This is a genomic window from Escherichia sp. E2661, from assembly GCF_004745185.1.
GTDB lineage: Bacteria > Pseudomonadota > Gammaproteobacteria > Enterobacterales > Enterobacteriaceae > Escherichia.
In genome coordinates, this window is sequence record NZ_PDIG01000025.1 from 38,571 (window position 1) to 64,701 (window position 26,131).

19 protein-coding genes and 7 pseudogenes are annotated in these 26,131 nt (G+C 51.8%); 7 read left to right on the plus strand and 19 right to left on the minus strand.

All coding sequences use genetic code 11. The annotated features are described in order from the left end of the window. Nucleotides 1-46 precede the first annotated feature (46 nt). The 10 genes and pseudogenes from yqjG to exuT all read right to left on the minus strand — a co-directional run bounded on the left by yqjG (nucleotide 47) and on the right by exuT (nucleotide 7,016). Nucleotides 47-1,033 carry a glutathionyl-hydroquinone reductase YqjG gene (gene yqjG / locus CRI63_RS12930; RefSeq protein ID WP_130210378.1) on the minus strand — a complete coding sequence of 329 codons (987 nt, stop codon included), beginning with the start codon at nucleotides 1,031-1,033 and terminating at the stop codon, nucleotides 47-49. Between the two features lie 230 nt (nucleotides 1,034-1,263). Beyond that, nucleotides 1,264-1,675, minus strand: a pseudogene (locus CRI63_RS12935) (DoxX family protein). 186 nt (nucleotides 1,676-1,861) lie between these two features. Continuing rightward, the gene (locus tag CRI63_RS12940; protein WP_130218279.1) at nucleotides 1,862-2,161 is read right to left on the minus strand and encodes a YqjK-like family protein; all 300 of its coding nucleotides are present in this window, start codon (nucleotides 2,159-2,161) and stop codon (nucleotides 1,862-1,864) included. After that, on the minus strand, nucleotides 2,151-2,555 hold the full coding sequence (locus tag CRI63_RS12945; RefSeq protein WP_130218277.1) for a phage holin family protein: 405 nt from the start codon (nucleotides 2,553-2,555) through the stop codon (nucleotides 2,151-2,153). Before CRI63_RS12945 ends, CRI63_RS12940 begins: the two co-directional genes overlap by 11 nt. A gap of 2 nt (nucleotides 2,556-2,557) precedes the next feature. Beyond that, the gene (locus CRI63_RS12950; RefSeq protein ID WP_130210386.1) at nucleotides 2,558-2,863 is read right to left on the minus strand and encodes a YqjD family protein; all 306 of its coding nucleotides are present in this window, start codon (nucleotides 2,861-2,863) and stop codon (nucleotides 2,558-2,560) included. A gap of 37 nt (nucleotides 2,864-2,900) precedes the next feature. Next, nucleotides 2,901-3,270: pseudogene (yqjC, locus tag CRI63_RS12955) on the minus strand (DUF1090 family protein YqjC). A gap of 146 nt (nucleotides 3,271-3,416) precedes the next feature. Beyond that, the gene (gene mzrA / locus CRI63_RS12960; RefSeq protein WP_130210390.1) at nucleotides 3,417-3,800 is read right to left on the minus strand and encodes an EnvZ/OmpR regulon moderator MzrA; all 384 of its coding nucleotides are present in this window, start codon (nucleotides 3,798-3,800) and stop codon (nucleotides 3,417-3,419) included. A 3-nt stretch (nucleotides 3,801-3,803) separates the two neighbouring features. Next, on the minus strand, nucleotides 3,804-4,466 hold the full coding sequence (gene yqjA / locus CRI63_RS12965) for a DedA family general envelope maintenance protein YqjA (RefSeq protein ID WP_064529586.1): 663 nt from the start codon (nucleotides 4,464-4,466) through the stop codon (nucleotides 3,804-3,806). Nucleotides 4,467-4,810: 344 nt separating this feature from the next. Next, nucleotides 4,811-5,588 (minus strand): annotated as a pseudogene (gene exuR, locus CRI63_RS12970) (transcriptional regulator ExuR). Nucleotides 5,589-5,717: 129 nt separating this feature from the next. Beyond that, nucleotides 5,718-7,016, minus strand: coding sequence for a hexuronate transporter ExuT (exuT, locus tag CRI63_RS12975; protein ID WP_130218273.1), 1,299 nt, complete (start codon nucleotides 7,014-7,016; stop codon nucleotides 5,718-5,720). Between the two features lie 481 nt (nucleotides 7,017-7,497). On the opposite strand from exuT, the gene uxaC reads away from it, so the two are divergent. From uxaC to CRI63_RS12990, 3 genes and pseudogenes are all read left to right on the plus strand, one after another. Continuing rightward, nucleotides 7,498-8,910: a glucuronate isomerase gene (gene uxaC / locus CRI63_RS12980; protein WP_053292087.1), complete on the plus strand. Its 1,413-nt coding sequence runs from the start codon at nucleotides 7,498-7,500 to the stop codon at nucleotides 8,908-8,910. Nucleotides 8,911-8,924: 14 nt separating this feature from the next. Next, a pseudogene (uxaA, locus tag CRI63_RS12985) lies at nucleotides 8,925-10,413 on the plus strand (altronate dehydratase). Nucleotides 10,414-10,495: 82 nt separating this feature from the next. Then, the gene (locus tag CRI63_RS12990; protein ID WP_130210398.1) at nucleotides 10,496-11,047 is read left to right on the plus strand and encodes a YgjV family protein; all 552 of its coding nucleotides are present in this window, start codon (nucleotides 10,496-10,498) and stop codon (nucleotides 11,045-11,047) included. A 3-nt stretch (nucleotides 11,048-11,050) separates the two neighbouring features. Here CRI63_RS12990 and sstT read toward each other — a convergent pair. Together sstT and alx are read right to left on the minus strand one after the other, a co-directional pair. After that, nucleotides 11,051-12,296 (minus strand): annotated as a pseudogene (sstT, locus tag CRI63_RS12995) (serine/threonine transporter SstT). 469 nt (nucleotides 12,297-12,765) lie between these two features. Further along, on the minus strand, nucleotides 12,766-13,731 hold the full coding sequence (alx, locus tag CRI63_RS13000; protein WP_130218267.1) for a TerC family membrane protein Alx: 966 nt from the start codon (nucleotides 13,729-13,731) through the stop codon (nucleotides 12,766-12,768). A 157-nt stretch (nucleotides 13,732-13,888) separates the two neighbouring features. On the opposite strand from alx, the pseudogene CRI63_RS24690 reads away from it, so the two are divergent. Further along, a pseudogene (locus CRI63_RS24690) lies at nucleotides 13,889-13,987 on the plus strand (hypothetical protein); the annotation flags it as partial. A 203-nt stretch (nucleotides 13,988-14,190) separates the two neighbouring features. Here the strand turns inward: CRI63_RS24690 and CRI63_RS13010 are convergent. The 3 genes from CRI63_RS13010 to CRI63_RS13020 all read right to left on the minus strand — a co-directional run bounded on the left by CRI63_RS13010 (nucleotide 14,191) and on the right by CRI63_RS13020 (nucleotide 16,528). Then, nucleotides 14,191-15,177 carry a Gfo/Idh/MocA family oxidoreductase gene (locus CRI63_RS13010; RefSeq protein WP_130218265.1) on the minus strand — a complete coding sequence of 329 codons (987 nt, stop codon included), beginning with the start codon at nucleotides 15,175-15,177 and terminating at the stop codon, nucleotides 14,191-14,193. Between the two features lie 78 nt (nucleotides 15,178-15,255). Further along, nucleotides 15,256-15,948: a vancomycin high temperature exclusion protein gene (locus CRI63_RS13015; RefSeq protein ID WP_135519713.1), complete on the minus strand. Its 693-nt coding sequence runs from the start codon at nucleotides 15,946-15,948 to the stop codon at nucleotides 15,256-15,258. Between the two features lie 76 nt (nucleotides 15,949-16,024). Further along, nucleotides 16,025-16,528, minus strand: coding sequence for a M48 family metallopeptidase (locus CRI63_RS13020; RefSeq protein ID WP_135519715.1), 504 nt, complete (start codon nucleotides 16,526-16,528; stop codon nucleotides 16,025-16,027). A gap of 84 nt (nucleotides 16,529-16,612) precedes the next feature. On the opposite strand from CRI63_RS13020, the gene rlmG reads away from it, so the two are divergent. From rlmG to higA, 3 genes are all read left to right on the plus strand, one after another. Further along, nucleotides 16,613-17,749, plus strand: a complete 1,137-nt coding sequence (gene rlmG, locus CRI63_RS13025; protein WP_135487215.1) for a 23S rRNA (guanine(1835)-N(2))-methyltransferase RlmG — start codon at nucleotides 16,613-16,615, stop codon at nucleotides 17,747-17,749. Between the two features lie 283 nt (nucleotides 17,750-18,032). Further along, nucleotides 18,033-18,347: a type II toxin-antitoxin system toxin HigB gene (gene higB, locus CRI63_RS13030; protein WP_000550189.1), complete on the plus strand. Its 315-nt coding sequence runs from the start codon at nucleotides 18,033-18,035 to the stop codon at nucleotides 18,345-18,347. Beyond that, nucleotides 18,344-18,760 (plus strand): type II toxin-antitoxin system antitoxin HigA, encoded by a 417-nt coding sequence (gene higA / locus CRI63_RS13035; protein ID WP_135519717.1) that lies wholly within the window; start codon nucleotides 18,344-18,346, stop codon nucleotides 18,758-18,760. Before higB ends, higA begins: the two co-directional genes overlap by 4 nt. Before the next feature lie 92 nt (nucleotides 18,761-18,852). On the opposite strand, the pseudogene fadH reads toward higA, so the two are convergent. From fadH to CRI63_RS13055, 4 genes and pseudogenes are all read right to left on the minus strand, one after another. Continuing rightward, a pseudogene (gene fadH, locus CRI63_RS13040) lies at nucleotides 18,853-20,870 on the minus strand (NADPH-dependent 2,4-dienoyl-CoA reductase). 225 nt (nucleotides 20,871-21,095) lie between these two features. Next, nucleotides 21,096-23,447, minus strand: coding sequence for an alpha-glucosidase (gene ygjK / locus CRI63_RS13045; RefSeq protein WP_135519719.1), 2,352 nt, complete (start codon nucleotides 23,445-23,447; stop codon nucleotides 21,096-21,098). Between the two features lie 16 nt (nucleotides 23,448-23,463). Next, a complete protein-coding gene (gene ygjJ, locus CRI63_RS13050; RefSeq protein WP_135519721.1) occupies nucleotides 23,464-24,534 on the minus strand; it encodes a protein YgjJ in 1,071 nt (356 codons plus the stop codon). Between the two features lie 133 nt (nucleotides 24,535-24,667). Beyond that, complete coding sequence (locus CRI63_RS13055) at nucleotides 24,668-26,101, minus strand: amino acid permease (RefSeq protein WP_135385465.1); 1,434 nt, start codon at nucleotides 26,099-26,101, stop codon at nucleotides 24,668-24,670. Between the last annotated feature and the right edge of the window lie 30 nt (nucleotides 26,102-26,131).

A 26,131-nucleotide genomic window follows, 5' to 3' on the forward strand; every position in this document is an offset into this window, starting at 1 on the left:
CACGCACTTAGCCAACAACCAGAGGCACCACGAAGGGTGCCTTTGTTTAACCGAAGCGAACATCCCGCCCGTGCGGTTCATCGAGATCCTGCCACGGGCCAATCGAAATAATTCCCGTTGGGTTGATGGTCTTATGGCTGCGGAAGTAGTGATTACGGATATGGTCGAAATTGACGGTTTCGGCTATTCCCGGCATCTGATAGATATCGCGCAGGAAGCCATACAAATTCAGGTAATCGCTGATACGGTGCTTATCGCACTTGAAGTGGGTGACATACACCGGATCAAAACGAACCAGCGTGGTCCACAGGCGAATATCGGCTTCGGTTAACTGGTTACCCGTCAGGAAGCGATGCTGCCCTAATATCTGTTCCAGTCGCGCCAGCGATTCAAACACTTTCACCACCGCTTCGTCGTACGCTTCCTGGCTGGTGGCAAAACCAGCTTTATAGACGCCATTATTTACGGTGTCGTATATCCAGCCGTTAAGTTCGTCAATTTTAGTTTGCAGAGCAGGGGGGTAATAATCACCCGCTTTTGCGCCCAGCGCATCAAACGCAGTATTGAACATGCGGATGATTTCTGCTGATTCGTTGCTGACAATGGTGTGGTTCTTTTTGTCCCACAGCACGGGGACAGTAACTCGTCCGCTGTAGTGTGGATCAGCGTGGAGATAAAGCTGGTACAGGAATTCATGTTGATAGAGCGTGTCGCCGGTTGCACCCGGGAAACTGTCATCAAAGGTCCAGCCGTTTTCCAGCATCAGCGGATTCACCACGGAAACGGAAATAAACGGTTCCAGTCCTTTGAGTTTACGCATGATCAGCGTGCGGTGCGCCCACGGGCAGGCGAGTGAAACATAGAGATGATAACGATCTTTTTCTGCGGCAAAACCGCCTTTTCCAGTGGGGCCTGGCGCGCCATCGGCAGTGAGCCAGTTACGAAATGCAGAAGCTGAACGTTGAAATTTACCGCCAGTGGATTTGGTATCGTACCAGGTGTCATGCCAGACGCCGTCAATCAGTTGACCCATTTTTCTCTCCTCTAATAGCAAAAACGAGGAGCGTTTCTCCTCGTTTGAGACTGATGGCAAACGCAAAACTGCCTGATGCGCTATGCTTATCAGGCCTACATAGTTCCTGCAATCTTTTGAATTTGCATGTTTTTGTAGGCCGGATAAGGCGTTCACGCCGCATGCGGCATGAACAACGCGCACTTTGTCAACAATCTGAAACGAGGAGTTTCCCCCTCGTTTTTTTATCGTTAAGTATAGCGCGTGCTTACCACTTTTTTATTCAGCAGGCGGTCGATGCTATACGCGCCCGGTCCGGTAATCGCCAGCAGCAGGAATCCGCCAGAAATTGTCAGGTTTTTCATGAACATCAGCGAGTTGACGCCTTCAGCAAAGTTGCTGTGAAATAAAAAACGCCGTCAACAGTGTAAAGCCAGCGGTAAACAGCGCGGTGGTGCGAGTCAGGAAACCGAACAGGATTGCCAGACCGCCACCGAACTCAAGCAGGATCACCAGCGGCAGCATAAAGCCCGGGACGCCCATTGCTTCCATGTATTGTTGAGTACCAGCGTAGCCAGTAATTTTTCCCCAGCCGGCCGTAATAAACAGAATCGGCATTAAAATACGCGCTACCAGTACACCAACATCTTCTAATTTTTTCATCTTACTCTCCACTGCGCCGCTCAGGCTGCTGATTGTTTTTTTCTGCAAGAGCGCGGTATTAGCGTCATTGCTGTCGATGGAGAGAATAATAAACGTGGTGAACGATGATTGTTAGCAAGGAAAACTGTCAAAAATTTTCAAAAAATTTGAGGGATAAGGCCGGAATAGTTCCGGCCAGAGAGGAAGTTAACCGCGAAGCTGTTGCTGATTGAGGGTGGTTTTAACCAGACGCCACGCACTCCAGACGCCAAAACCGCGCCTGGCCCAGCGGACCAGCATATTCGGATGACGAATAGTCCAGATAGCCATCACGCTGCTGCCGACCAGCGCCCAGGAACGCAGGCTCAACAGCATATTCCAGCGGCGATCATAGGCACCCGTTGCCTCCAGCCAGTCACGCCGACTGGCGGAAAGATCCAACCGTTGCTGCTGGATCTGACGAAGCAGTTGTGCCTTACGTTGTTCACGTTCGACTTTACTGCTCACGGGACTCCTCCTCGAGAAGTTGTCGATCGTTTGCCAGTTCGTGACGCGTATGGCGCAGCAAGGTGGATTTGCGCGACTTGCGTAACGTCCAGATACCGCCGATGAGTGCCAGAAGCAGCAACACCACAGTGGTGGCAATCATTGCATTCAGGCGATATTGCGGATCAACGGCCCAGATAATCAGCACCATCAGGCTCATAAGACCAAATGCAGCGAAAAGCATCGTCAGGCCGAGCATCAGTAAAAGCTGAAAGATATTGGCTTTTTCTTCTTCCAGCTCAACCACCGCCAGCCGCAGACGCGTCTCCACCATTTCGACCATGATGGTGACAATTCGCTGCCCGATGCCCAGAACGCTTTTACCGGGCCCTTGCGCGTGATGAGTGTCCGCCATAATTAACGACGCGACAGCAGAACGCCCAGCACCACGCCGATGGCTGCGCCAATACCAACTCCCGCCCACGGATTCTCACGCACATATTCATCGGCACGCGCCGCCGCTTCGCGGGTTTGTTTAGCAATCGCATCACCGGTTTCACCCAGACGATAGCGACTCTGTTTCAGAGCCTGTTCCGCTTTGCTACGAATCTTACTCAGCTCTTCTTTTGACTTTTCGCCAGAGGAGCTAAGCACCTCTTCCAGCGTATCGGACAGGGATTTCAACTCAGCACGCAGATGTTCCGTAGTGTGTTCTTTCGACATAGTTTTCTCCAGGTGAGTAAGTATTAACTATTGGGGATTAGTAGTCGCGCGCTTCCAGCTTTTTCAGCTCTTCCTGCGCTTCTGCCAGTTTCCGTTCGCGTTTAGCAATCTTATCCGCATCGCCTTTTTGTTTCGCCTCGGCTAAATCATGTTTGCGTTCTGCCACTTCATCTTTCTGCTTCGCGATTTTCTTTTGATGATCGGCACGCAACTGGTTATCTGAACAATTCGCCCGCACTTCGCTAAGGGCTTTGTTCAGGCCGTTGATACGATTCTGGTTTTGATGTTTTTCGGCATAGCTGATCTCCTTAAGGATATTTTGCTCCTTTTCCTGACAAAGGGTAGTGGCATAACTACTGACACTAAGAAGCAAAAAGAGAAACAGCTAAAGCGATGCGGTATTTCATTCTTGAACCTTCCATTGTGACTCGGACCCATTACAGAGGAACGATTGTCCAGACAACGAGGCGGTGGTATTAACCACCGCCTTATTAATCATAGACAGTAACGGTGAAATCACCAAAGTGAGTGATATGTTTCGGATAACAGGAAGTTATCCGAAGCGATGAGAATTGTCCCGCAGCCGGGTCAGCCATTGCATGGCCTGATTATTATCGTCCTGCTGCGCAATGATGTAGCCATGAGGCAATGTTCTGTCGAGGACCGCTTTGGCGGCGGCGCTTTGATCGCTGGAATCAAACGTAATCAACAGAGTGTCATTCTTAGGGGTGATGCTTTTGAAAGGAATTCCATGAGCATCAAGGTGATGCCAGATGGAAAAACCGTCCGGCATCGTCGTCCCTTGATGAATGGCGCGGATCGCCAGCGTGGATTCTTGTTGACGAACCGCAGACCAGGCCAGCAGCAGCGTGCCAGCCAGCAATATAGCAGCGCCGAACCAGGCTAGCTGGCGAAGCGACATGCGAGGTATTTGCATCCTTTACCCCCGATTTCCATATTTCTTTTTCCATAAAACAACCAGAGAACCTGCCAGGCCGAACACCAGCAGCACCACCGGGAGCAGCATCAGGCATGACATCAGCTGGTCCTCATACTTCAAAAATACCGGCGTCTTGCCGAGCATGTAACCTAAGGTTGTCAGGATCAACACCCACAGCAGGCCACTCATCCAGTTGAAGAACTGGAAGCGGGCGTTATTCAGCCCTGACAGTCCGGCAATGGTCGGCAGTAATGTTCTGACAAATGCGATAAAGCGACCAATTAACAGCGCAGATAAACCGTGTTTATGAAAAAGATGGTGTGCGCGTTGGTGGTAGTGCGCAGGTAAATGGGATAGCCAGTTTTGTACGGTGCGGGTGTTTCCCAGCCATCGCCCCTGTATGTAGCTGACCCAGCAACCGAGGCTGGCCGCAACAGTGAGCAGCATAATAGTCTGCGGGTAACCCATTGCGCCTTTGGCAATCAATACACCGACCAACACCAGTAAGCTGTCGCCTGGTAAAAAGGCCGCTGGAAGCAAGCCGTTTTCGAGGAACAAAATCACAAACAAGACAAAATACAACATGCCAATCATCGACGGATTGGCCAGGGTTTCAAAATCCTGCGCCCACAGGGCTTGCAGCAATTGGGTCAAAAGTTCCATTCATTATTCCTGGTGAATCGGTTAACGCCACGCCGGTTTTAAATGATGCACACCCGTCAGGTTATTGCTGTTGTTGTATATATTGCGGGTCGAGACACCAATACGGCCTGAACTATTCCCTGTTAAAACGTGAGATAAGAAAACATTTAATAGCATAAATTCAAATTGAATCTAATTGTAACAAAGGTCAACGTTGTTCGTTATCAAAATTACATGTCCGTGGAGTCTGATTTTGCTGATTGCAGAGGAGGGTGGCGAGAGGATTTACACAGGCTGACACTTTATACTTTTCGCTTACTGATAAAGCGAACAGGCGCGTTGCTGCGCCTGTCAGAAATGGGAGTTTATTTGCTGCTGTTGGCCACAGTATCCAGATGAACGACAGGATTCTCGGCGAACAAATAGCGGTCGGCATTGAATTCGAAATCGTCACTGGTTTCGTTAAACAACATAATTTTGGTATTTTCCAGATGCTGCCACATTGCAAGTTTGGCGGCATGAGGATCTTTGCGTATCAACGCTTTGAGAATCTGATCGTGGTCATCACACCAGTTATCGACGGTACGGGAATCAATGTGCTCGTGCAATTTTTTCCAGTACGGGTTATGACTACGCTGGGTCCACATTTTCTCAACGATGGCAGCCAGTGCAGAGTTCTGCGTCGCTAATGCGACCTGAATATGAAACTGCAAATCCCACTCGGAATCACGGAAGCATTGTTCGCCGCGCGCCTGTTCCTGGATGGCCATCAGTTTCATGATGTCCTGTTTCGTTACCTGGGTTGCAGCAAACTCGGCAATATTGCTTTCGATAAGTTGACGAGCCTGGAGCAGTTCAAACGGACCGTAATTGGCAAATTCCATATTCGCGTCCGCCGCCTGCTGATGGCGAGGCTGGTTGGAAACCACATGAATTCCCGAGCCTTTGCGTACTTCTACATAGCCCTCGACTTCAAGCATGATGATGGCTTCACGAACCACGGTGCGGCTGACGTTTTTTTTCATCAGAAATAAAACGTTCGGCGGGCAGTTTATCACCCACCAGATAGACGCCCTGCTCGATGCGCTCTTTCAGGTCAGCGGCGAGCTGTTGGTACAAACGGCGTGGTTCAGTGATTTCCATATGCGCTCCAGGCATGATACGGCAGACTATATTTGTTATACCACTTTTGCGAGCTTAGCTCTACTCGCAGTGGTGAAAAAGCCGCCTGAGAAGGCGGCTTTGAAGGGAAACTAAAACTTACATTTAGCGTTAATGTTGCGGAGCGGGATCGTTATGTGTTTCCTGCGCCACCTCAATTGCCGGTTTGTTCTGCAACACGGTCCAGATAACCAGCGCGCCCAGCAAGTCGAATACCGCCAGTACTGCGAACAGCGGGCTGAAGCCGATGGTGTCAGCCAGTGCACCTACAACCAGCGCAAACAGCGTACTTGCCAGCCACGCAGACATCCCAGTCAGACCGTTTGCCGTTGCCACTTCGTTACGACCAAACACGTCAGAAGAGAGGGTAATCAGCGCGCCAGACAGTGCCTGGTGAGCAAAACCACCGATACACAGCAGCATAATCGCGACATACGGGTTGGTGAACAGACCGATCATACCTGGGCCAATCATCAGTACCGCACCCAGTGTTACCACCATCTTACGGGAAACAATCAGATTCACACCAAACCAACGCTGGAACAGTGGCGGCAGGTAACCACCGAGGATACAACCAAGGTCAGCAAACAGCATTGGCATCCAGGCGAACATCGCGATCTCTTTCAGGTTAAAGCCGTAAACTTTAAACATGAACAGCGGGATCCACGCGTTAAAAGTACCCCAGGCAGGTTCAGCCAGGAAGCGCGGTAATGCGATACCCCAGAACTGACGGTTACGCAGGATCTGACCAACGGACATTTTCTTCGCCGCGCCAACCTGGTGCTGGGCTTCCTGACCATTAATAATGTAGTCACGTTCTTCATCGGTCAGATGTTTCTGGTCGCGTGGATGTTTATAGAAAATCAGCCATGCCATCGCCCAGATAAAGCTCAACGCACCGGAGATAATAAATGCCATCTGCCAGCTGTGCATGACGATCGCCCATACCACCAGCGGCGGTGCAATCATCGCACCAATTGAGGAACCAACGTTAAAGTAACCTACTGCGATGGAGCGTTCTTTCGCCGGGAACCATTCGGAACTGGCTTTCAGACCTGCAGGGATCATCGCTGCTTCTGCCGCACCTACCGCACCACGGGCAATCGCCAGACCGCCCCAGCTACCAGCCAGTGCAGTTGCGCCACAGAATACCGCCCACAACACGGCAAACATTGCGTAACCGATTTTTGTCCCCAGAACATCCAGAACATAACCCGCTACAGGTTGCATGACCGTATATGCAGCAGAATAGGCTGCGATGATGTAGGAATACTGTTGGGTGGAGATGTTTAACTCTTCCATCAGAGTTGGTGCAGCTGCCGCCACAGTGTTACGCGTCAGGTAACCGAGCACGGTGCCGAGCGTCACCAATGCGATCATGTACCAACGTAACCCTTTAATTTTACGCATGTAAAACCTCATCGTTTTGTTATATCCGCAATAAGCGCGGTCATCATCCTGCCTGGGGCAGAGGATGTTAGTTACGACCGGATGACCGAAAAAAACCGGTACACCCCGAACGCTGCCATGAAAGTTTCGTGCTAATTCGGCTTCCGTACCGGTCAACCCAATCCATCTAACAAATGAATGAATTGGCAATTTGCATTCCGTCGACTTATGATTCGCGACGGCAGAAAGATAACTTGTCATACAACTTTAAAAGGTGAGAGCCATCACAAATGTGGGAATATTTGTAGGGGCATTACTGGATGAGAGTGAAGCCAGAACTGGCGCGGCTTGCAGAGGGATTTACCACTTTGAGAGTAATTTTTTTAACTACGTTTATTGATCTAACTCACGAAAATATCTTCGGGCTCTGGAAATTGGTGTGATAACTTTGTCAGCATCGCACCCTAAGCAAGCTAGCTCACTCGTTGAGAGGAAGACGATAATGACTCCGTTTATGACTGAAGATTTCCTGTTAGATACTGAATTTGCCCGCCGTCTGTATCACGACTACGCAAAAGACCAGCCGATTTTCGACTACCACTGCCATTTACCGCCGCAGCAAATCGCAGAAGACTATCGCTTTAAGAATCTGTATGACATCTGGCTGAAAGGCGACCACTACAAATGGCGTGCAATGCGTACCAATGGTGTTGCTGAGCGCCTGTGTACTGGTGATGCATCTGACCGTGAGAAGTTTGATGCCTGGGCGGCGACCGTTCCGCACACGATCGGTAACCCGTTATACCACTGGACGCACCTCGAACTGCGTCGTCCGTTTGGCATCACTGGCAAACTGCTGTCTCCGTCTACCGCGGATGAAATCTGGAACGAATGTAACGAACTGCTGGCGCAGGACAAATTCTCCGCGCGCGGCATCATGCAGCAGATGAACGTGAAAATGGTCGGCACCACCGACGACCCGATCGACTCTCTGGAGCATCACGCAGAGATCGCCAAAGACGGCTCTTTCACTATTAAAGTGCTGCCGAGCTGGCGTCCGGATAAAGCCTTCAACATTGAACAGGCGACCTTTAACGACTACATGGCGAAGCTGGGTGAAGTTTCCGATACCGACATTCGCCGCTTTGCAGACCTGCAAACTGCCCTGACCAAACGTCTGGATCACTTCGCGGCTCACGGCTGTAAAGTGTCTGACCACGCGCTGGACGTGGTGATGTTTGCCGAAGCGAACGAAGCGGAACTGGATAGCATTCTGGCGCGCCGTCTGGCTGGCGAAACCCTGAGTGAGCATGAAGTCGCACAGTTCAAAACTGCGGTGCTGGTATTCCTGGGCGCCGAATACGCACGTCGCGGCTGGGTACAGCAGTACCACATTGGCGCGCTGCGTAATAACAACCTGCGTCAGTTCAAACTGCTGGGGCCGGATGTCGGCTTTGACTCCATCAACGACCGTCCGATGGCGGAAGAACTGTCTAAGCTGCTGAGCAAACAGAATGAAGAAAACCTGCTGCCGAAAACCATTCTCTACTGCCTGAACCCGCGCGATAACGAGGTGCTGGGCACCATGATCGGTAACTTCCAGGGCGAAGGTATGCCGGGCAAAATGCAGTTTGGTTCCGGCTGGTGGTTTAACGATCAGAAAGACGGTATGGAACGTCAGATGACCCAACTGGCGCAGCTCGGTCTGCTGAGCCGCTTTGTCGGTATGCTGACTGACAGCCGTAGCTTCCTGTCATATACCCGTCACGAATACTTCCGCCGCATTCTGTGCCAGATGATTGGCCGCTGGGTGGAAGCGGGCGAAGCACCGGCGGACATCAACCTGCTGGGCGAGATGGTGAAAAATATTTGCTTTAACAATGCGCGTGACTACTTCGCCATTGAACTGAACTAAGGTCTGGGGTTGATATGCAATACATCAAGATCCATGCGCTGGATAACGTCGCGGTCGCTTTAGCGGATTTGGCTGAAGGCACAGAAATCAGTGTCGATAACCAGACCGTAACGCTGCGCCAGGATGTTGCTCGTGGACATAAATTTGCGTTAACAGATATCGCAAAAGGGGCCAACGTCATTAAATATGGCCTGCCGATTGGTTATGCATTGGCGGATATTGCGGCGGGGGAACACGTTCACGCCCACAATACGCGCACGAATCTGAGCGATCTGGATCAGTATCGCTATCAACCTGATTTTCAGGATCTGCCTGCGCAAGCGGCAGATCGTGAAGTGCAGATCTATCGTCGCGCTAACGGTGATGTCGGGGTACGTAATGAGTTGTGGATCCTGCCGACCGTGGGCTGCGTCAACGGCATCGCGCGACAGATCCAGAACCGTTTTTTTGAAAGAGACGAACAACGCTGAAGGTACCGACGGCGTGTTCCTCTTCAGCCACACCTACGGCTGCTCGCAGCTGGGCGACGATCACATTAATACCCGCACTATGCTGCAAAACATGGTGCGTCATCCGAACGCAGGCGCCGTGTTGGTCATTGGTCTGGGCTGTGAAAACAACCAGGTTGATGCTTTCCGTGAAACGCTGGGCGATATCGATCCTGAACGCGTTCATTTCATGATCTGCCAACAGCAGGATGATGAGATTGAAGCCGGGATCGAGCATTTGCATCAGCTGTATAACGTGATGCGCAACGATAAACGCGAGCCGGGTAAACTTAGCGAACTGAAGTTTGGTCTGGAGTGCGGCGGTTCTGACGGTCTTTCCGGTATTACTGCTAACCCAATGCTGGGGCGTTTCTCTGATTACGTCATCGCTAACGGCGGCACTACCGTGCTGACCGAAGTACCGGAGATGTTCGGTGCAGAGCAGTTACTGATGGACCATTGCCGTGACGAAGCGACGTTTGAAAAATTGGTCACCATGGTCAACGACTTCAAACAGTACTTTATTGCCCATGACCAGCCGATCTACGAAAACCCATCGCCGGGGAACAAAGCGGGTGGTATCACCACGCTGGAAGATAAATCTCTCGGCTGTACGCAGAAAGCGGGCTCCAGCCAGGTGGTAGACGTGCTGCGCTACGGCGAACGTTTGAAAACACCAGGGCTGAATCTGTTAAGTGCACCGGGTAATGATGCCGTAGCGACCAGCGCCCTGGCGGGTGCGGGCTGCCACATGGTGCTGTTCAGTACCGGTCGCGGCACGCCGTACGGCGGATTTGTACCGACGGTGAAAATCGCCACCAACAGCGAACTGGCAGCGAAGAAAAAACACTGGATCGACTTTGACGCGGGTCAGCTGATCCACGGTAAAGCGATGCCGCAGTTGCTGGAAGAATTTATCGATACCATCGTTGAGTTTGCCAACGGTAAGCAAACCTGTAACGAGCGTAACGACTTCCGCGAACTGGCGATCTTCAAAAGCGGCGTAACGCTATAAAGTCGAAATGAGTTGTTAATAAAAAACGGCGTTTCATAATGTGAAGCGCCGTTTGCTTTTCCATACCTGCTAAGGATTTATCATGACCGCGTATTGGCTGGCCCAGGGCGTGGGTGTCATCGCCTTTCTGATTGGTATTACAACATTCTTCAACCGCGATGAACGTCGCTTCAAAATTCAGCTTTCCATCTATAGCGTATTTATTGGCATACATTTTTTCCTGATGGGCGTCTTCCCGGCGGGGGCCAGCTCAATCCTCAATGCTATCCGTACGTTAATTACTCTGCGTACCCGTAGTTTATGGATAATGGCGATCTTCATCGTGCTGACGGGTGGAGTTGGTCTGGCGAAGTTCCATCATCCGATGGAGCTGCTGCCGGTCATTGGCACGATTGTCAGTACCTGGGCGCTATTTCGCTTTAAAGGACTGACCATGCGCTGCGTGATGTGGTTTTCTACGTGTTGCTGGTTAACTCACAACATCTGGGCCGGGTCGATAGGCGGCACGATGATTGAAGGCAGTTTTCTGCTGATGAATGGCCTGAATATCATTCGTTTCTGGCGTATGCAGAGAAGGGGAATTGATCCGTTTAAAGTGGAGAAAACCCCTTCCGCCGTAGACGAAAGGGGCTAAGTATTAGTTACGCAGGGCGCTATTGGCCAGACGATCGTCTTCCGCCTGGCACGCCGCTGCGGTGAACAGCACGTCAGTTGAAGAGTTCAGCGCGGTTTCGCAGGAGTCCTGCAATACGCCGATGATAAAGCCAACGGCAACCACCTGCATGGCGATATCGTTCGGAATACCGAACATATTACAGGCCAGCGGGATCAGCAGCAGAGAACCACCTGCCACGCCGGAAGCACCACAGGCGCACAGAGAAGCCACTACGCTCAACAGCAGCGCTGTGGGCAGATCCACCGGAATACCCAGCGTATTAACCGCAGCCAGCGTCAACACGGTAATGGTAATGGCTGCGCCTGCCATATTGATGGTGGCACCCAGCGGAATAGAAACGGAATAGGTATCGCGATCCAGATTCAGCTTTTCACACAATGCCATGTTTACCGGAATATTCGCCGCCGAGCTACGGGTGAAAAAGGCGTATACACCGCTTTCGCGCAGGCACAGCAGCACCAGCGGGAACGGGTTACGACGAATTTTCCACCACACCAGCAATGGGTTAACCACCAGCGCCACCAGCAACATACAGCCAACCAGCACGACCAGCAGTTGCGCGTAGCCCCACAGTGTGGAGAAACCGGTGGTTGCCAGCGTAGAAGAAACCAGACCAAAAATACCGATTGGTGCGAAACGAATCACCAGTTTCACCATAAAGGTAACGGCATTCGACATATCGTTGACCAGGTTTGTTGGTGGTTTCGTTACCGTGACGCAGAGCGAAACCAAGGCCAATGGCCCACACCAGAATCCCGATGTAGTTACCTTTCAGCAGAGCCTCAATAGGGTTAGAAACCATGCTCAACACCAGCCCACGCATCACTTCCACGATGCCTGACGGCGGCGAAATATCGCCCGCGCTACTGGACAAATGCAAGGTAGAAGGGAAGGCGAAGCTGAAGACAACCGCAGCCAGCGCGGCAGAGAAAGTACCCAGCAGATAGAGGAACAAAATAGGGCGGATATTGGTTTTCTGCCCGTGCTGGTGGTTAGCGATGGAAGCCATTACCAGCATCAGCACCAGAATTGGCGCTACAGCTTTCAATGCACCAACGAACAAAGTGCCTAACAGACCGACAGCTTCAGCCGCCGGTTTTGAGATCCATGCCAGAAGAATCCCAAGAACAAGGCCGACCAGGATTTGTTTTACCAGGCTGCCATGAGCCAGACGCCGGAATAGCCCCGGTGAACGTTGCGTAGTCATTTTTCGATCCTTTCATTGTGTTGTCGCACATCCCTGGTGCGTTCTGTCGACGCATCTTTCAGGATGTAACAAAGTGTTTGCCAAGTCGAGTATAAGGAAAGTTACAGCTTCGGGAAGCGAAAAATGCTGGATTTTAAAGAGAGGTCATGTTTTGCAACTTAATGGTTACATTTATTTGACATAAGCAGAGGGAAGGACTGGCTACTAAGGCTGATTAGATAACATATGGGCAAAACTATTTGGAATATGAGAACGGTTGCGCTCCTTTAATGTGCTATGCCATATAAAGTCACTGGCGCAGGGAGCGGCCAATCGCCGCCGCCCCGGCCTCCAGGGAACGCTTCGATGATATTGACGCCACTAACACCCAAGCGATCTTTTTGTAAAGAGCTATAAGTCGGTTACATACTTAATAGCTCATCTATGTCTGGAATGAGTTATCACCCTTAGTGGCTTAACATACAGCGAATTATTCCACCCGCTGCTTATCATGCCGATAATTCACCCACGCGTTGATAATAAATGTCATCACCAGAATGCCAAACACCACGCCCAGCGAAACGGCGATCGGAATATGGTAGAAGTCGACAATCAGCATCTTGATACCGATAAACACCAGAATCACCGCCAGACCATATTTGAGCATCGAGAAACGCTCCGCTACGCCCGCCAGCAGGAAATACATCGCACGCAGGCCGAGGATCGCAAACAGGTTTGAGGTCAGCACAATAAACGGATCGGTAGTCACGGCGAAGATAGCTGGAATGCTATCCACGGCGAAAATCACGTCGCTCAACTCCACCAGAATCAGCACCAGCATCAGCGGCGTGGCATACAACAAGCCATTCTTACGCACAAAGAAATGCTCGTTGTCGATGGTGTCGGTCATACGCAAATGACCGCGCAGCCAGCGCACCAACGGCTTGTCGCCAATCCCTGATTCATCTTCATGGGCGAGCGCCATCTTCACGCCAGTAAACAGCAGGAAGGCGCCGAAGATATACAGGATCCAGTCGAACTGAGAAATCAGCCAACTACCGGTGAAGATCATGATGGTACGCAGAACAATCGCCCCGAGCACGCCATATACCAGCACGCGGCGTTGTAACGCCGCCGGAACAGAGAAATAGCTGAACAACATCAGCCAGACAAAGACGTTATCGACCGCCAACGATTTCTCAATCAGATAACCGGTGAGGAAGGCCAGTGCCTGCGGGTCCGCGACTTCGCGCCCCTGCGTCTGGACTAAATACCACCAGAAAGCGGCGTTAAACAGTAACGAAAGGGTCACCCACACCAGCGACCAGGCCGCAGCCTGTTTCATGGTCATGGCATGCGCGCCACGACGCCCCTGCAACAACAGGTCGATAGCCAGCATAATGGCGACAACAACAGCGAATCCGCCCCATAGCAACGGCGTGCCGACAGTATTCATAGAAGTTCCTTACACATAAAAAAACGGCCAACGTCGGAAGACGTCAGCCGCTGCTTTTTATGCATAGACCTCGCCTTCCGGCAAGGTCTCACTTACAACAAAAAAGGAATACGTCTGCGTATTCCTTTCAGATTGGTGACAAAGTGCCTGCGTTTATGCCGGATGCGGCGTGAACGCCTTATCCGGCCTACAAAATCATGCGAATTCAAAAGATTGCAGGAACTATGTAGGCCTGATAAGCGTAGCGCATCAGGCAATTTTGCGTTTGTCATCAGTCTCAAAGGAATACGTCTGCGTATACCTTTCGGGTTGCCCGGTGACCGGATGTGGTTTTTCACACATCGTAATGACGATCGACCGGCAATGAAGTTACTCCCCTTTGCAGGTAACAAAGTATGACAGACCATTCATCCAGTCAATGGTCTGTTACATGCCTTTTACACTGCTTTACGGTAACCATTATTGTTTTACGCTATCTGCCGGAAAAATCACCCCAGTCTGGCGGCGGATCTCGGTCAGCAGTTTGGCAGTGATGCGGCTGACCGCCAGCCCTGGATGATTAATCAGATGCTCATCCACCAGTTCAGCAAACAGCTCTGCTTCGTAGAGCATGGTATTAATATGCTGCGGCTGGGTGAGATCCTGCATCTGGCTGCCGCGCGGCACAAAGCAGACTTTCTGGCATTCAGAGAGTTTTTCAATCACCAGCGATCCTGCTTCGCCCTGAATCTCGCTCGCCAGGACAGAATCACTGACTTTTGAGTGCTGCAATGTAACGCTAAAATCACCGTAATCCATCACCACCACGCCGTGGGCATCCACGCCGCTTGCCAGCAAACTGGCGGTTGCCTGCACGCTTTTCGGTTCACCGAATAATGCCACCGCCGACGCCAGGCAGTAAAAGCCGATATCCATAATCGAACCGTTAGAGAACGCCGGGTTAAAGGTGTTGGGATTCTCACCATCCAGATAACGTTGATACCGCGAGGAATACTGGCAATAGTTGAAAAAGACTTTCCGCAGTTTGCCGACTTTTGGCAGCGCCTGGCGTAACAGATGAAAGTTAGGCAGGCAGGCCGTTTTAAATGCTTCAAACAGCACCACCTGATTTTCCCGCGCACAGGCAATGGCCGCATCCACTTCCGCCAAATTCGACGCCAGTGGTTTCTCGCAAATCACATGGATTTTGTGGCTCAGAAAAAGCTGCGTCTGGGAAAAGTGCAGGGCATTCGGGCTGGCAATATACACCGCGTCAATGGCATCGCTTTCCGCCATCGCTTCCAGCGACGTAAACAGATGCTCGACAGAAAACTCATTGGCGAAGTGCTGGGCCTGTTCAAGGCTGCGGGAATAGACGGCGGTTAACTTATATTTACCGCTCTCATGTGCGGCCTCCACGAACTGGTGAGTGATCCAGTTCGTACCAATCACAGCGAAACGTATCATAACGCGTGGATACTCCATAAAGGGATTCTGCCGTCAATGTAGCACGCCTTTTTCATCTTCGACGTGCGCGGATACGCATTATTTCTGCGCCGGACAACCATGCTCACTAAACGGACCAATCATGACCGACGGCCCGAGATATTTTGGCTGACGATGGAGGATTTTTGCGTCTATCACCGCTCTAACCCTGGCGAGTTTCTCCCGCAGCTGAGTATAAAAACCGTGCTTCATATTCAGGTCTGGCGCGTTAAACCCGATAGCATCGATGCCGTACTGTTTTGCCAGCCAGATGGCGCGTTGGTTATGAAATTCCTGCGAGATAATGGTGATATGGTTTTCCCCAAACACTTTATTGGCACGTACCACTGAATCAAGCGTTGAGAATCCGGCATAGTCACAGAAGATCACTTTTGCCGGTACGCCCTTAGCGATCAAAGCCTGCTGCATGCCTGACGCTTCATCGTAATTTTTACGTCCGTTGTCGCCACTGACCAGCAACCATTTCACTTTTCCTGCGTGGTACAACTCTGCGGCGGTATCAATACGTCGGGTAAAGTAGCGATTACCTGGCCTTGCTCCCAACAATAAACCCACGTTACGTGCCGGAATAGCGTTGACGTCACTCCAGGTGAGTTGTTGGCTGGCGTTGACCATTGCCCGATCGGCGATAAAAATCATCGCGCCTGCCACAATCAACAGAAAACAGCCAATTTTTGGAGTCCGGCGAGAAAAACAAATGCGGCGAAGAAGGCGGGCGAATGCGCGCAGCATGGTCGTTATCCTTAACGATAGAGGGGAGGTCGATTTTAGGCGCTAAAGGAGGAAAAGATAGCGCCTGAGATCATTTTCAGATTTTGTCTTGTCCCAGTGACAGTTGCGTCAGCCACAGGCGAGTGTCGAACTCAAGCTGGTGGTACTGCGGTTCCATATGGCAGCACAACTGATAGAACGCTTTGTTATGTTCTTTCTCTTTCAGATGCGCCAGCTCGTGCACCACAATCATGCGCAAAAACGGTTCTGGCGCGTTGCGAAACACGGTGGCGACGCGGATCTCCGCCTTCGCTTTCACCTTGCCACCCTGCACACGTGAAACAGCGGTATGTAATCCGAGCGCGTTTTTCAGCACGTGGATCTTATTGTCATACATCACTTTATTGATCGGCGGGGCATTACGCAGAAACTGATTCTTCAGATCCTGAGTATATTGCCAGAGGGCTTTATCGGTGGCGTAGTCGTGCGTTCCCGGATAGCGTTTTGCCAGCACATCGCCCAGACGCCGTTCATTAATCAGCGTGCGCACCTGGGAAAGCAGCTGCTCGGGATAACCCTGAAGATAAGTAAGATTGCTCATAACCGCCCACGAAAAAGAGAAAAAGGGTATACTCACGCACCCTTTTCAGGGGCAACGTCGAAATTTTATCATTCAGGAGGGCCGATGAGCCACTTAGACAACGGTTTCCGTTCACTGACACTACAACGTTTTCCGGCGACGGATGACGTTAACCCGCTACAGGCGTGGGAAGCGGCGGATGAATATTTGCTGCAACAGTTGGACGATACAGAAATCCGCGGCCCGGTGTTAATCCTGAATGATGCTTTTGGCGCGTTAAGCTGTGCGCTGGCGGAACATAAGCCGTACAGCATCGGCGACTCATACATCAGCGAACTGGCGACACGCGAGAATTTACGCCTCAACGGCATTGATGAGTCGAGCGTGAAGTTCCTCGACAGCACCGCCGACTACCCGCAACAGCCGGGCGTAGTGCTGATCAAAGTACCGAAAACACTGGCATTGCTGGAACAGCAACTGCGCGCACTGCGCAAAGTGGTCACGCCGGAAACACGCATTATTGCCGGTGCCAAAGCCCGTGACATTCACACTTCCACGCTGGAACTGTTCGAAAAAGTGCTCGGCCCGACCACCACCACGCTGGCATGGAAAAAAGCGCGCCTGATTAATTGCACTTTCAACGAGCCGACGCTGGCCGATGCGCCGGAGACCGTTAGCTGGAAGCTGGAAGGTACTGACTGGACTATCCACAACCATGCGAATGTCTTCTCCCGCACCGGGCTTGATATCGGCGCGCGCTTCTTTATGCAACATCTGCCGGAAAATCTCGAAGGTGAGATTGTCGATCTCGGCTGTGGTAACGGCGTTATTGGCCTGACACTGCTTGATAAAAACCCGCAGGCGAAAGTGGTATTTGTCGATGAATCACCGATGGCGGTTGCTTCCAGCCGTTTGAACGTTGAAACCAACATGCCTGAGGCGTTGGATCGCTGCGAGTTTATGATCAACAACGCGCTCTCCGGCGTGGAGCCTTTTCGCTTTAATGCTGTGCTCTGCAACCCGCCGTTTCATCAGCAACATGCGCTGACTGATAACGTCGCCTGGGAGATGTTCCACCACGCCCGCCGCTGCCTGAAAATCAACGGCGAGCTGTATATCGTTGCCAACCGTCACCTGGATTACTTCCACAAACTGAAGAAAATTTTCGGCAACTGCACCACTATTGCGACGAATAATAAATTTGTGGTGCTGAAAGCGGTGAAGCTGGGACGTCGTCGGTAAGATTGGCAGCTACCTGCCAGATAAGGCGTAAACGCCTTATCTGGCCTACGTTCAGCACGTTACCCCCAGGTCGGATAAGACGCGGCAAGCGTCGCATCCGGCAATGTCTGCCCAGTTCTGGAATCACGCTTCCATAAAACAAAAATCCCAGTCACCATCCTCTGCATTCTCTTGTTTCGCGTTGTTCAACGTTTATTCTTCCGTCAAGCAGATAAATTCATCCGTTGCCAATCTGTCAACGGATGTTATCATATTGCCAATTTGTCAACGGACGTGATGAAGAATGCACCTGATAACTCAAAAAGCATTGAAAGATGCTGCGGAAAAATACCCGCAACATAAAACGGAGTTGGTGGCTTTGGGGAACACGATTGCTAAGGGATATTTCAAAAAACCTGAGTCATTAAAAGCAGTATTCCCATCTCTGGATAACTTCAAATATCTGGATAAGCATTATGTTTTCAATGTCGGGGGCAATGAATTACGTGTTGTAGCAATGGTCTTTTTTGAATCGCAAAAGTGCTACATACGTGAAGTTATGACGCATAAAGAATACGATTTCTTTACCGCCGTTCATCGTACTAAGGGGAAAAAATGATTGCGATTGCCGACATCTTGCAAGCAGGAGAAAAGCTAACCGCTGTGGCACCTTTTCTGGCGGGTATCCAGAACGAAGAACAATACGCCCAGGCGCTGGAACTGGTCGATCATCTGCTGCTCAACGATCCTGAAAACCCCTTGCTGGATCTGGTGTGTGCCAAAATAACCGCGTGGGAAGAATCAGCGCCCGAATTTGCTGAATTTAATACTATGGCTCAAGCCATGCCTGGCGGTGTTGCTGTGATTCGTACACTGATGGATCAATACGGTTTAACCCTTTCTGATCTGCCGGAAATTGGCAGTAAATCGATGGTGTCACGTGTTTTGAACGGGAAGAGAAAATTAACGCTGGAACACGCTAAAAAACTGGCAACGCGATTCGGCATTTCCCCTGCATTGTTTATTGATTAACGCGGCCTGCCGGATGCGGCGTACGATTAGCACGTTACCCGTAGGCCGGATAAGACGCGTCAAGCGTCGCATCCGGCACTTCAATGCACGATTTAAATCTCCAGCGCCAGCTGTGTTCCCTGGGCAATTGCCGTCGTGCGTCCAGCTCCATAGCTACATCGCAACCGCCAATTAAATGCACCGTTTTCCCGCTATCAATCAGCGGTTGCGCCAGCGCGCGGTTTGGCTCTTGCCCTGCGCAGATCACCACATTGTCCACTGCTAATACCTGCGTTTCGCCGTTGATCACCACATGCAGCCCGTCATCGTCGATCTTCTGATAACTTACGCCTGGGATCATTTTCACACCCCGCGAGAGCAGGGTGGTGCGATGGATCCAGCCGGTGGTTTTGCCTAACCCCTGTCCCGGTTTGCTGGCTTTGCGCTGGAGCATCACAATCTGCCGTGGGCTACGCGGGATCTGCATTCCCTGCGGGCTTAAGCCACCAGCCTGTTGTAGGCTACTGTCGATCCCCCATTCATTACAGAACCCGGCGATATTCTGGCTGGTGGATTCGCCCGGCTGACTCAAATACATCGCCGTATCAAAACCAATCCCACCACAACCGATGATGGCAACGTTGTTGCCCACCGGCGCTTTGTCGCGCAATACGTCGAGATAACTCAACACCTTCGGGTGATCGATCCCGTCAATGGGCGGAATGCGCGGCACGATCCCGCTGGCGAGGATCGTTTCATCGAACACCTGTAACTGATCCGCCGTCACGCTGTGATTGAGTTTTAGCGTCACGCCCGTCACTTCGATCATCCGGCGGTAATAGCGCAGCGTTTCGTAAAACTCCTCTTTGCCGGGGATCTGTTTGGCGATATTAAACTGCCCGCCGATCTCGCTGTGCGCATCAAACAATGTTACCTGATGCCCACGCGCCGCCGCGTTAATGGCAAACGCCAGCCCAGCTGGTCCCGCACCGACCACCGCCAGATTTTTTTTCTGCACGGCGGGAAGGATCGGCATTTTGGTTTCGTGGCAGGCGCGAGGATTTACCAGGCACGAGGTGACTTTGCCAACGAAGATCTGATCGAGGCAGGCCTGGTTGCAGCCAATGCAGGTGTTGATCTCATCGGCTCGCCCCGATTGCGCTTTTGACAGCAGCTCCGCATCAGCAAGAAACGGTCGTGCCATCGACACCATATCGGCATCGCCGCGCGAGAGAATGTCGTCGGCAACCTGCGGATCGTTAATTCGGTTGGTGGTCACCAGCGGCAGCGAAACGTGGCCTTTCAGTTTGCGCGTGACCCAGCTAAATGCGCCGCGCGGCACGGGCGTGGCAATGGTCGGAATACGTGCTTCATGCCAGCCAATGCCGGTGTTGATAATGGTCGCGCCCGCCGCTTCAATGGCCTGCGCCAGCTCTACCGTTTCGGCAAAAGTCCCGCCGTCTTCGACCAGGTCGAGCATCGACAGTCGGTAGATAATAATGAAGTCGTTGCCAACGCGTTCGCGTACCGCACTCACCACTTCAACGGCAAACCGCATCCGGTTGTGGTAATCGCCGCCCCACTGGTCACTACGCTGATTGGTGCGCAGCGTCAGAAATTCGTTGATCAAATACCCTTCGGAACCCATCACCTCTACGCCATCGTATCCGGCCTCCCGCGCCAGTTGCGCGCAGCGGGCGAAATCGTCGATCAGTTGCAGGATCTCTTCATGGGTGAGTTCATGAGGAACGAAACGGTTGATGGGGGCCTGCAACGCGGAGGGCGCTACCAGATGCGGCTGGTAGCTGTAGCGTCCGGTATGCAAAATTTGCAGGGCGATTTTGCCGCCTTCCTGATGTACGGCTTCGGTAATGGTGCGATGGTGTGGGATCTGGCTGGCGTCGTTGAGCATTGCGCCACCTTCCATGCCAACGCCTGTTAAATCAGGTGCGATACCGCCGCTGACAATCAACGCCACGCCGTGACGGGCGCGTTCAGCATAAAACGCCGCCAGCCGTTCAGCGCCGTCCGGGTATTCCTCCAGCCCGGTGTGCATTGAACCCATCAGCACGCGGTTTTTTAACGTGGTAAAACCTAAATCAAGCGGGGCGAACAGCGACAGGTAGCTCATAAAATTGTCCAGTATGTAAAATAATTGTTATGTGGTCGGATGAGTTCTAATTTAGCCGTCGTCGGGGAAAAGGGAAAAGGGGAATGCGGGGGTTGTGATGGGATTCAAAAAGAATACGCCCGGTGGTAACGCCGGATGCGACGCCTGACGCGTCTTATCCGGCCTGGGGGAACGTACATGTAGGGCGGATAAGGCGTTCACGCCGCATCCGCCAGCCGTTGCAAATTATTGCTTACGGAAAAAATCGTTATACAACATATACAAATGCGCGGCACTCCAGGAGAAATTTGGTGCGCCTTGCTGTGCGCCAGTCAGCGGGTTGTAATTCTCCTGAATTGGGCCATCGGCGGTTAATCCTTTGGCGTGCCGGAAGAACGTATCCGCCAGCTTCAGGGCATCATCGCGATAACCGTAACGCTCCATCCCTTTCAGACCAAACCAGAACTGATCCACCCATACGCGCCCGCGCCAGTAGATATCCGCGCCAAAGGCCGGGTTGGTTAACGCCGCCGTTCCCAGCGGAACAAAGGTGTTGAACTCTTTAGGATCGAGCATCACCTTCACCACCGCGTCGGTGTTGGCCTGCGTTGCCGCACCGTTAAACAGCGGTGACCAGCCTTCCGGCCCTTTACCGCGTTCGACAATCGGTTTGCCCGCGCAGCCGTTCGCCAGCGGTTTATCTTCAATACGCACGTCATAGTAGAACTGCGTAGCCGGGTCGAACATACAGGTGTTGATGTAGTCCGCGAGCTGCTGTGCCAACTGGCGATAGCGCTTAGCCTCTTCTGGTTTACCGAGAATCGTCGCCATCTCCGCCAGATAATGGTTATCGCTGTACATATAGCTGGCCTGATCCACCGACTCCTGCAATAGCGAGTACCCCAGCAACGTTCCGTCCTGACTGCGGTTTTCGGCGAATTTCACCGTCCAGTCGCTACGTTTGCCGCCGCTTGCGACATATTTATCCAGCTGTTCTTTGTCGATAAACCCAAAGACGGCGGCATCATCACGCCCCGATTCCCACGACGCAGCGACCTGTGCCGGAATTTCCAGACTGTCGTGCTGGCCTTTTTCCACCACGCGGGCGTAGTTGTTCAGCCCAGACTGCGTCTCTTCTTTATCGCCTTTTTTCACCGTAAACAGCATCTCGCCGCTCTCGGTGTTGTGGGCTTTGTCGCGGGTCGCGCCATATTCCGGCACGCCGTTGCCGTTGTGATCGCGGTTACGTAACCACCAGTCGTGATAGGCCACCAGTTTCGGGTACATCTCTGCCAGCCAGGTTTTATCCTGGGTGACGTTATACACTTCCATCACCGACCAGGCGGCAAGGCTGGGTTTGGTATTGCGTTCGTTCCAGTTGCCGCCATCGCCGCCACGCTCCGGGCTAAGGTTCCATGCAATCAGGTCGGGGACAAAGCCCACATCCTGCGGACGCACGGTGTCGCCAGGTTGGATCTGCCAGGAGAAGACCGCGCGGATATTCTCTTTGGCGATGTCCGGATTGAAATGCGCCATCGCAAACGCCTGCTTCCAGGTATCCCACGGCCAGGTCTGGTTGCCGGAGAACCAGCGTCCGGTCACCGACGGCGTGACGGTGTTATATTTCACCGCACCCCCAGGCGAGCGCCAGTTAGCGTTGAGCGTTTCGATTGCTTTTACCGCGACGCGCGTCTGTTCCGGCGTCGCATCCGGATTGGTTAACCCTTTCTTCAGGTATTCTTCCCAGCGTTGCTGTGAGGCGGTGAGATAAAACGCCGGACGCGCCAGAATATCGCGGATCTGCATTTGCTCTTTGCTAACTTCCTGAGAGGTCAGCAGATGGGAATAGGTGGTATAGAGCGTCGTCGACCCGTTGATATGCGCCTTACTGGTAAAGCGATTGCCGTTGATTTCAGTCTGCACTGGCAGGGATTTATGCACCTGATATTCTGATTCACCGGAGGTCAGCAGATCCCAGGTGGCACGTACTTTGCCAAAGGTGACTTTCAGGCCATCACGAGTGGCGCTGATTTTGCGCTGATAGTCAGGGTACTCGCCAGCAATGGTTTTATCGGAAAGTGGTTTCCCTTCTTTCGCTTCCAGTTTTTCCAGCAGTTCGCCATCCCACACCAGATCCAGCGGTTTATCGCTGGTGATTTTGGTTTCCAGTAGTGATGTGCGCGGCGTGGCGAAGCGCAGAGTCATTTCGACCTGCACATCTTTTGCTGTCAGTTTTTGCACCAGCGCGCCGGGAATACTGTATGCCTCCAGCGTGAAGTCGACTTTCTTGCCGTCTTGCCAGACGGTCAGGCGATCGAAATTGCTGGCCATAAAGTTGATGTATTCTTCCGTCAGCAGCGCAACGCCAGGAAAACCGCCCATGGTGTTAGGGCCGTCTGGCAACAGATGACCATGCCAGGCTCCGAGATCGAAAAACGGATTAAAACGCTGGTGATCGTCGTAATCGTAATCCTTCATGTACTGCGGTGCGCCAGTACGGTTAATCACGTTTTTATAATTGTCAGCGTTAGCGGCATGGGCGGAAAAGCTCATCAGCAGAGCACAGGCTACTGGCGTTAAAATAGTTTTGATTTTCATGAGATTACTGTCCTTATTACCAGTAAAAATATTGCATCAGGAAGAGTTGGTCGCTGGGATCGTGAGAGGCATTTTTCATGTAGAAGCGGCTATCAAAAGCCGTTGCGAAACGTCCGCCGCCGTATTCGTACCAGATACCAAACTGCATGAAAGAGGTGGTTTCATCGTCAGCGTGGTCAGGGCGATGTTTGGCGTAGGTGTAAGCGGTGGAGAGATAAACGTCCTTTAACGCTTCATACATGGCGCTAACCATCATCCCGCTTTCACTTCCCGGTACGTCCAGCCCGTCGGCACGTCCGGTATGGTGCCAGGCGCGAGCGGCAAAGTTAGGGGTAAGCAGGCCCGTGAGATAGAGTTGTCCTGTGCCGTCGGTAATTTCCAGACCATTCATCCAGGTGATGCCTTCGGCAAGGTCATACTGGATGTAACCGTTCATCATTGCCGGATAGGTGTATTTGTCGTCGTAGCGATCGTACTTGCCAAAATGTAGCCATGCTTTGCTTTCGTCATGATGTCCGGCAGGTGTGGCGGTGACGCTATAACGAAAGTTGCCGCTTAAGTTCTGCACCTTCAGCGCGGTCATAATGTCGCGGGTATTGGGAATGACGTAGCCCAGATCGGGTGTGAAGTCGCCCCACCATTGCAGGTCATCCAGCGAGGAATCCTGACGCAGACTGAGCATGATTTCGGTGCCATCATTGGTACGATAACCGCCATAGAAACGGTTAATTCCGCCCTCGAAACCACCCCAGCTATGGTCTGGCACCCAGGCATTGCCGTCGTGGTCGGCCTGCACGGTCCAGCCTTCGCCGTAAATCAGGCCGAACCAGGAGCCGTACTTCATCTCCAGGCCACCTTCAATATAGGTGCCGTCGCTGTATTTATGTTTATTCTCACCCTCTAAATCCATATATCCACCAAGCCCTAATTCGCCGTAAAAACGAAATGAAGGAGAAGATGTCGAGGTAATTGCGGGTGTTTTTGTGTCGTCATGTTCTGCCGGACGTGCTTCTTCTCCTGCCGCAGAAAAGGCGTAGCAAAACGGCAGAGCAAGTAATGCTCTGCATGGTGCAGTGATTAATTTCATTGTGTTAATCCATGAGCTAAAGAAAAAGTACAGCCTTTTATCGTTGTAATTATAAAAATAGAAAGGCAGAAACTATTTTCCCTCTCCTCATCCAGGAAGAGGGAAAATGCCTGCTCATTTTTTATTATTCTGCTTAATCAACATTGCTGGCTGGCGTCGCTTCAATATGGCGCTCTTCAGCCGTTAATCCCTTTATATATTTACTGTATTTCCACCACGCAAAGCCAAGGAAGATAACAATACCGCCGACGTTATAAAAAATGATGGTCAGAATATTCGCGCCAGTCGGGAATGTCGAAGCGACAAACCCTACGGCAAATATCGCAATCAGCATTGAAACAATGATAATACCGGTGCGGCGGGAGCCCATACGGAAATCGCGTGGCAGGTGATCTAATTTGGCGCGTAAATTCAGGTAAGCCAGCATGATGAATAACGGCGGAAGCATGGACGCTGCGGCAGTCATATTAATAATAGTATTCATCAGATCCTGCACGGTATTGGAACCGAGCATCGGGATAATCATCAGCGGGATGACGATCAGGAACTGGATCCACGCCGCGCGCGCCGGAACGCCGTTTTCGTTCAGTTCGACGGTTTTCTTACCAAAGATGCCTTCCGGGATTTCGGAGAAGAAAATTTTCACCGGCGTTGCGGTCCACATCAGCAGGGAACCGAACATCGCGGTAAAGGATACCAGACCGACAAAGCGATTCATCAACGCTTCCGGCAGACCAAAATACGCCGCCATGCCGTGGAATACCTGCACCGATCCGCCAGTAAATTTCAACTCTTTGCTGCTGACGAAGACGTTAATCAGCACCGAGGAGACGGAATACAGCACACCGATGAAAATCCCGGCGAGGATGATCACTTTAACGAACGATTTCGAACCGCCTTTGACGTCGTTAACGTACACCGCGACGGACTCCGCGCCACCTGCGGCCATAAAGATCCAGGTGGTAACGCCGAGGAACGCCCAGTTGAAGTTTGGGATCATCGCGTCAACGGTGATCGGATCGGCAGGCTGTACGCCGCCAACCAGCGCCGTACCTGCCAGTAAAATGTAGGAGAGCGTTAACAGCAGCATCAGCGTTGAGGTGACGGAGGTGATTGGCCCCAGCATTTTCGCCCCGTTGGTAGAAACCCAGGTGGAGAAGGCGAACAGCACCATACTAATAATAGTGGTGGCAATCGGCGTCATAATATATTCGTAGCCGAGGAAGGCATACGAAGCATAAGCAATAACGCGCGGCAACAGCGAGGTGAAAAAGAACAGGTTTACGAACCAGTAGGTATAGGCAGTAATAAATGCCCAACGTCCGCCCAGCGAACTTTTTACCCACGCGTAGACACCAGCTTCTGAGTTTTTATTTAACGAAACAAATTCTGCGATGATCAGACAGAAGGGAATAAAATAAAAAATCGTCGCGAGGAAAAACATCGGTGCCGAGGCCAGTCCAAGCTCAATATTATTATTGATAACGTTGTTAAAGCTGTAAACGGCGGCAAAAGTCAGCGAGAGCAAGCCGAATTTGCCGATTGTATTACGTTTGGTATCAGACATAACACATCTCCGAAAATGAGTAGGGTAGCG

Excerpts from the sequence above, each read along its gene's own strand:
- yqjG (WP_130210378.1), bottom strand. The coding sequence starts at position 1,033 with ATGGGTCAACTGATTGACGGCGTCTGGCATGACACCTGGTACGATACC.
- CRI63_RS12945 (WP_130218277.1), bottom strand. The coding sequence starts at position 2,555 with ATGGCGGACACTCATCACGCGCAAGGGCCCGGTAAAAGCGTTCTGGGC.
- CRI63_RS12950 (WP_130210386.1), bottom strand. The coding sequence starts at position 2,863 with ATGTCGAAAGAACACACTACGGAACATCTGCGTGCTGAGTTGAAATCC.
- mzrA (WP_130210390.1), bottom strand. The coding sequence starts at position 3,800 with ATGCAAATACCTCGCATGTCGCTTCGCCAGCTAGCCTGGTTCGGCGCT.
- yqjA (WP_064529586.1), bottom strand. The coding sequence starts at position 4,466 with ATGGAACTTTTGACCCAATTGCTGCAAGCCCTGTGGGCGCAGGATTTT.
- exuT (WP_130218273.1), bottom strand. The coding sequence starts at position 7,016 with ATGCGTAAAATTAAAGGGTTACGTTGGTACATGATCGCATTGGTGACG.
- uxaC (WP_053292087.1), top strand. The coding sequence starts at position 7,498 with ATGACTCCGTTTATGACTGAAGATTTCCTGTTAGATACTGAATTTGCC.
- CRI63_RS12990 (WP_130210398.1), top strand. The coding sequence starts at position 10,496 with ATGACCGCGTATTGGCTGGCCCAGGGCGTGGGTGTCATCGCCTTTCTG.
- alx (WP_130218267.1), bottom strand. The coding sequence starts at position 13,731 with ATGAATACTGTCGGCACGCCGTTGCTATGGGGCGGATTCGCTGTTGTT.
- CRI63_RS13010 (WP_130218265.1), bottom strand. The coding sequence starts at position 15,177 with ATGATACGTTTCGCTGTGATTGGTACGAACTGGATCACTCACCAGTTC.
- CRI63_RS13015 (WP_135519713.1), bottom strand. The coding sequence starts at position 15,948 with ATGCTGCGCGCATTCGCCCGCCTTCTTCGCCGCATTTGTTTTTCTCGC.
- CRI63_RS13020 (WP_135519715.1), bottom strand. The coding sequence starts at position 16,528 with ATGAGCAATCTTACTTATCTTCAGGGTTATCCCGAGCAGCTGCTTTCC.
- rlmG (WP_135487215.1), top strand. The coding sequence starts at position 16,613 with ATGAGCCACTTAGACAACGGTTTCCGTTCACTGACACTACAACGTTTT.
- higB (WP_000550189.1), top strand. The coding sequence starts at position 18,033 with ATGCACCTGATAACTCAAAAAGCATTGAAAGATGCTGCGGAAAAATAC.
- higA (WP_135519717.1), top strand. The coding sequence starts at position 18,344 with ATGATTGCGATTGCCGACATCTTGCAAGCAGGAGAAAAGCTAACCGCT.
- ygjK (WP_135519719.1), bottom strand. The coding sequence starts at position 23,447 with ATGAAAATCAAAACTATTTTAACGCCAGTAGCCTGTGCTCTGCTGATG.
- ygjJ (WP_135519721.1), bottom strand. The coding sequence starts at position 24,534 with ATGAAATTAATCACTGCACCATGCAGAGCATTACTTGCTCTGCCGTTT.
- CRI63_RS13055 (WP_135385465.1), bottom strand. The coding sequence starts at position 26,101 with ATGTCTGATACCAAACGTAATACAATCGGCAAATTCGGCTTGCTCTCG.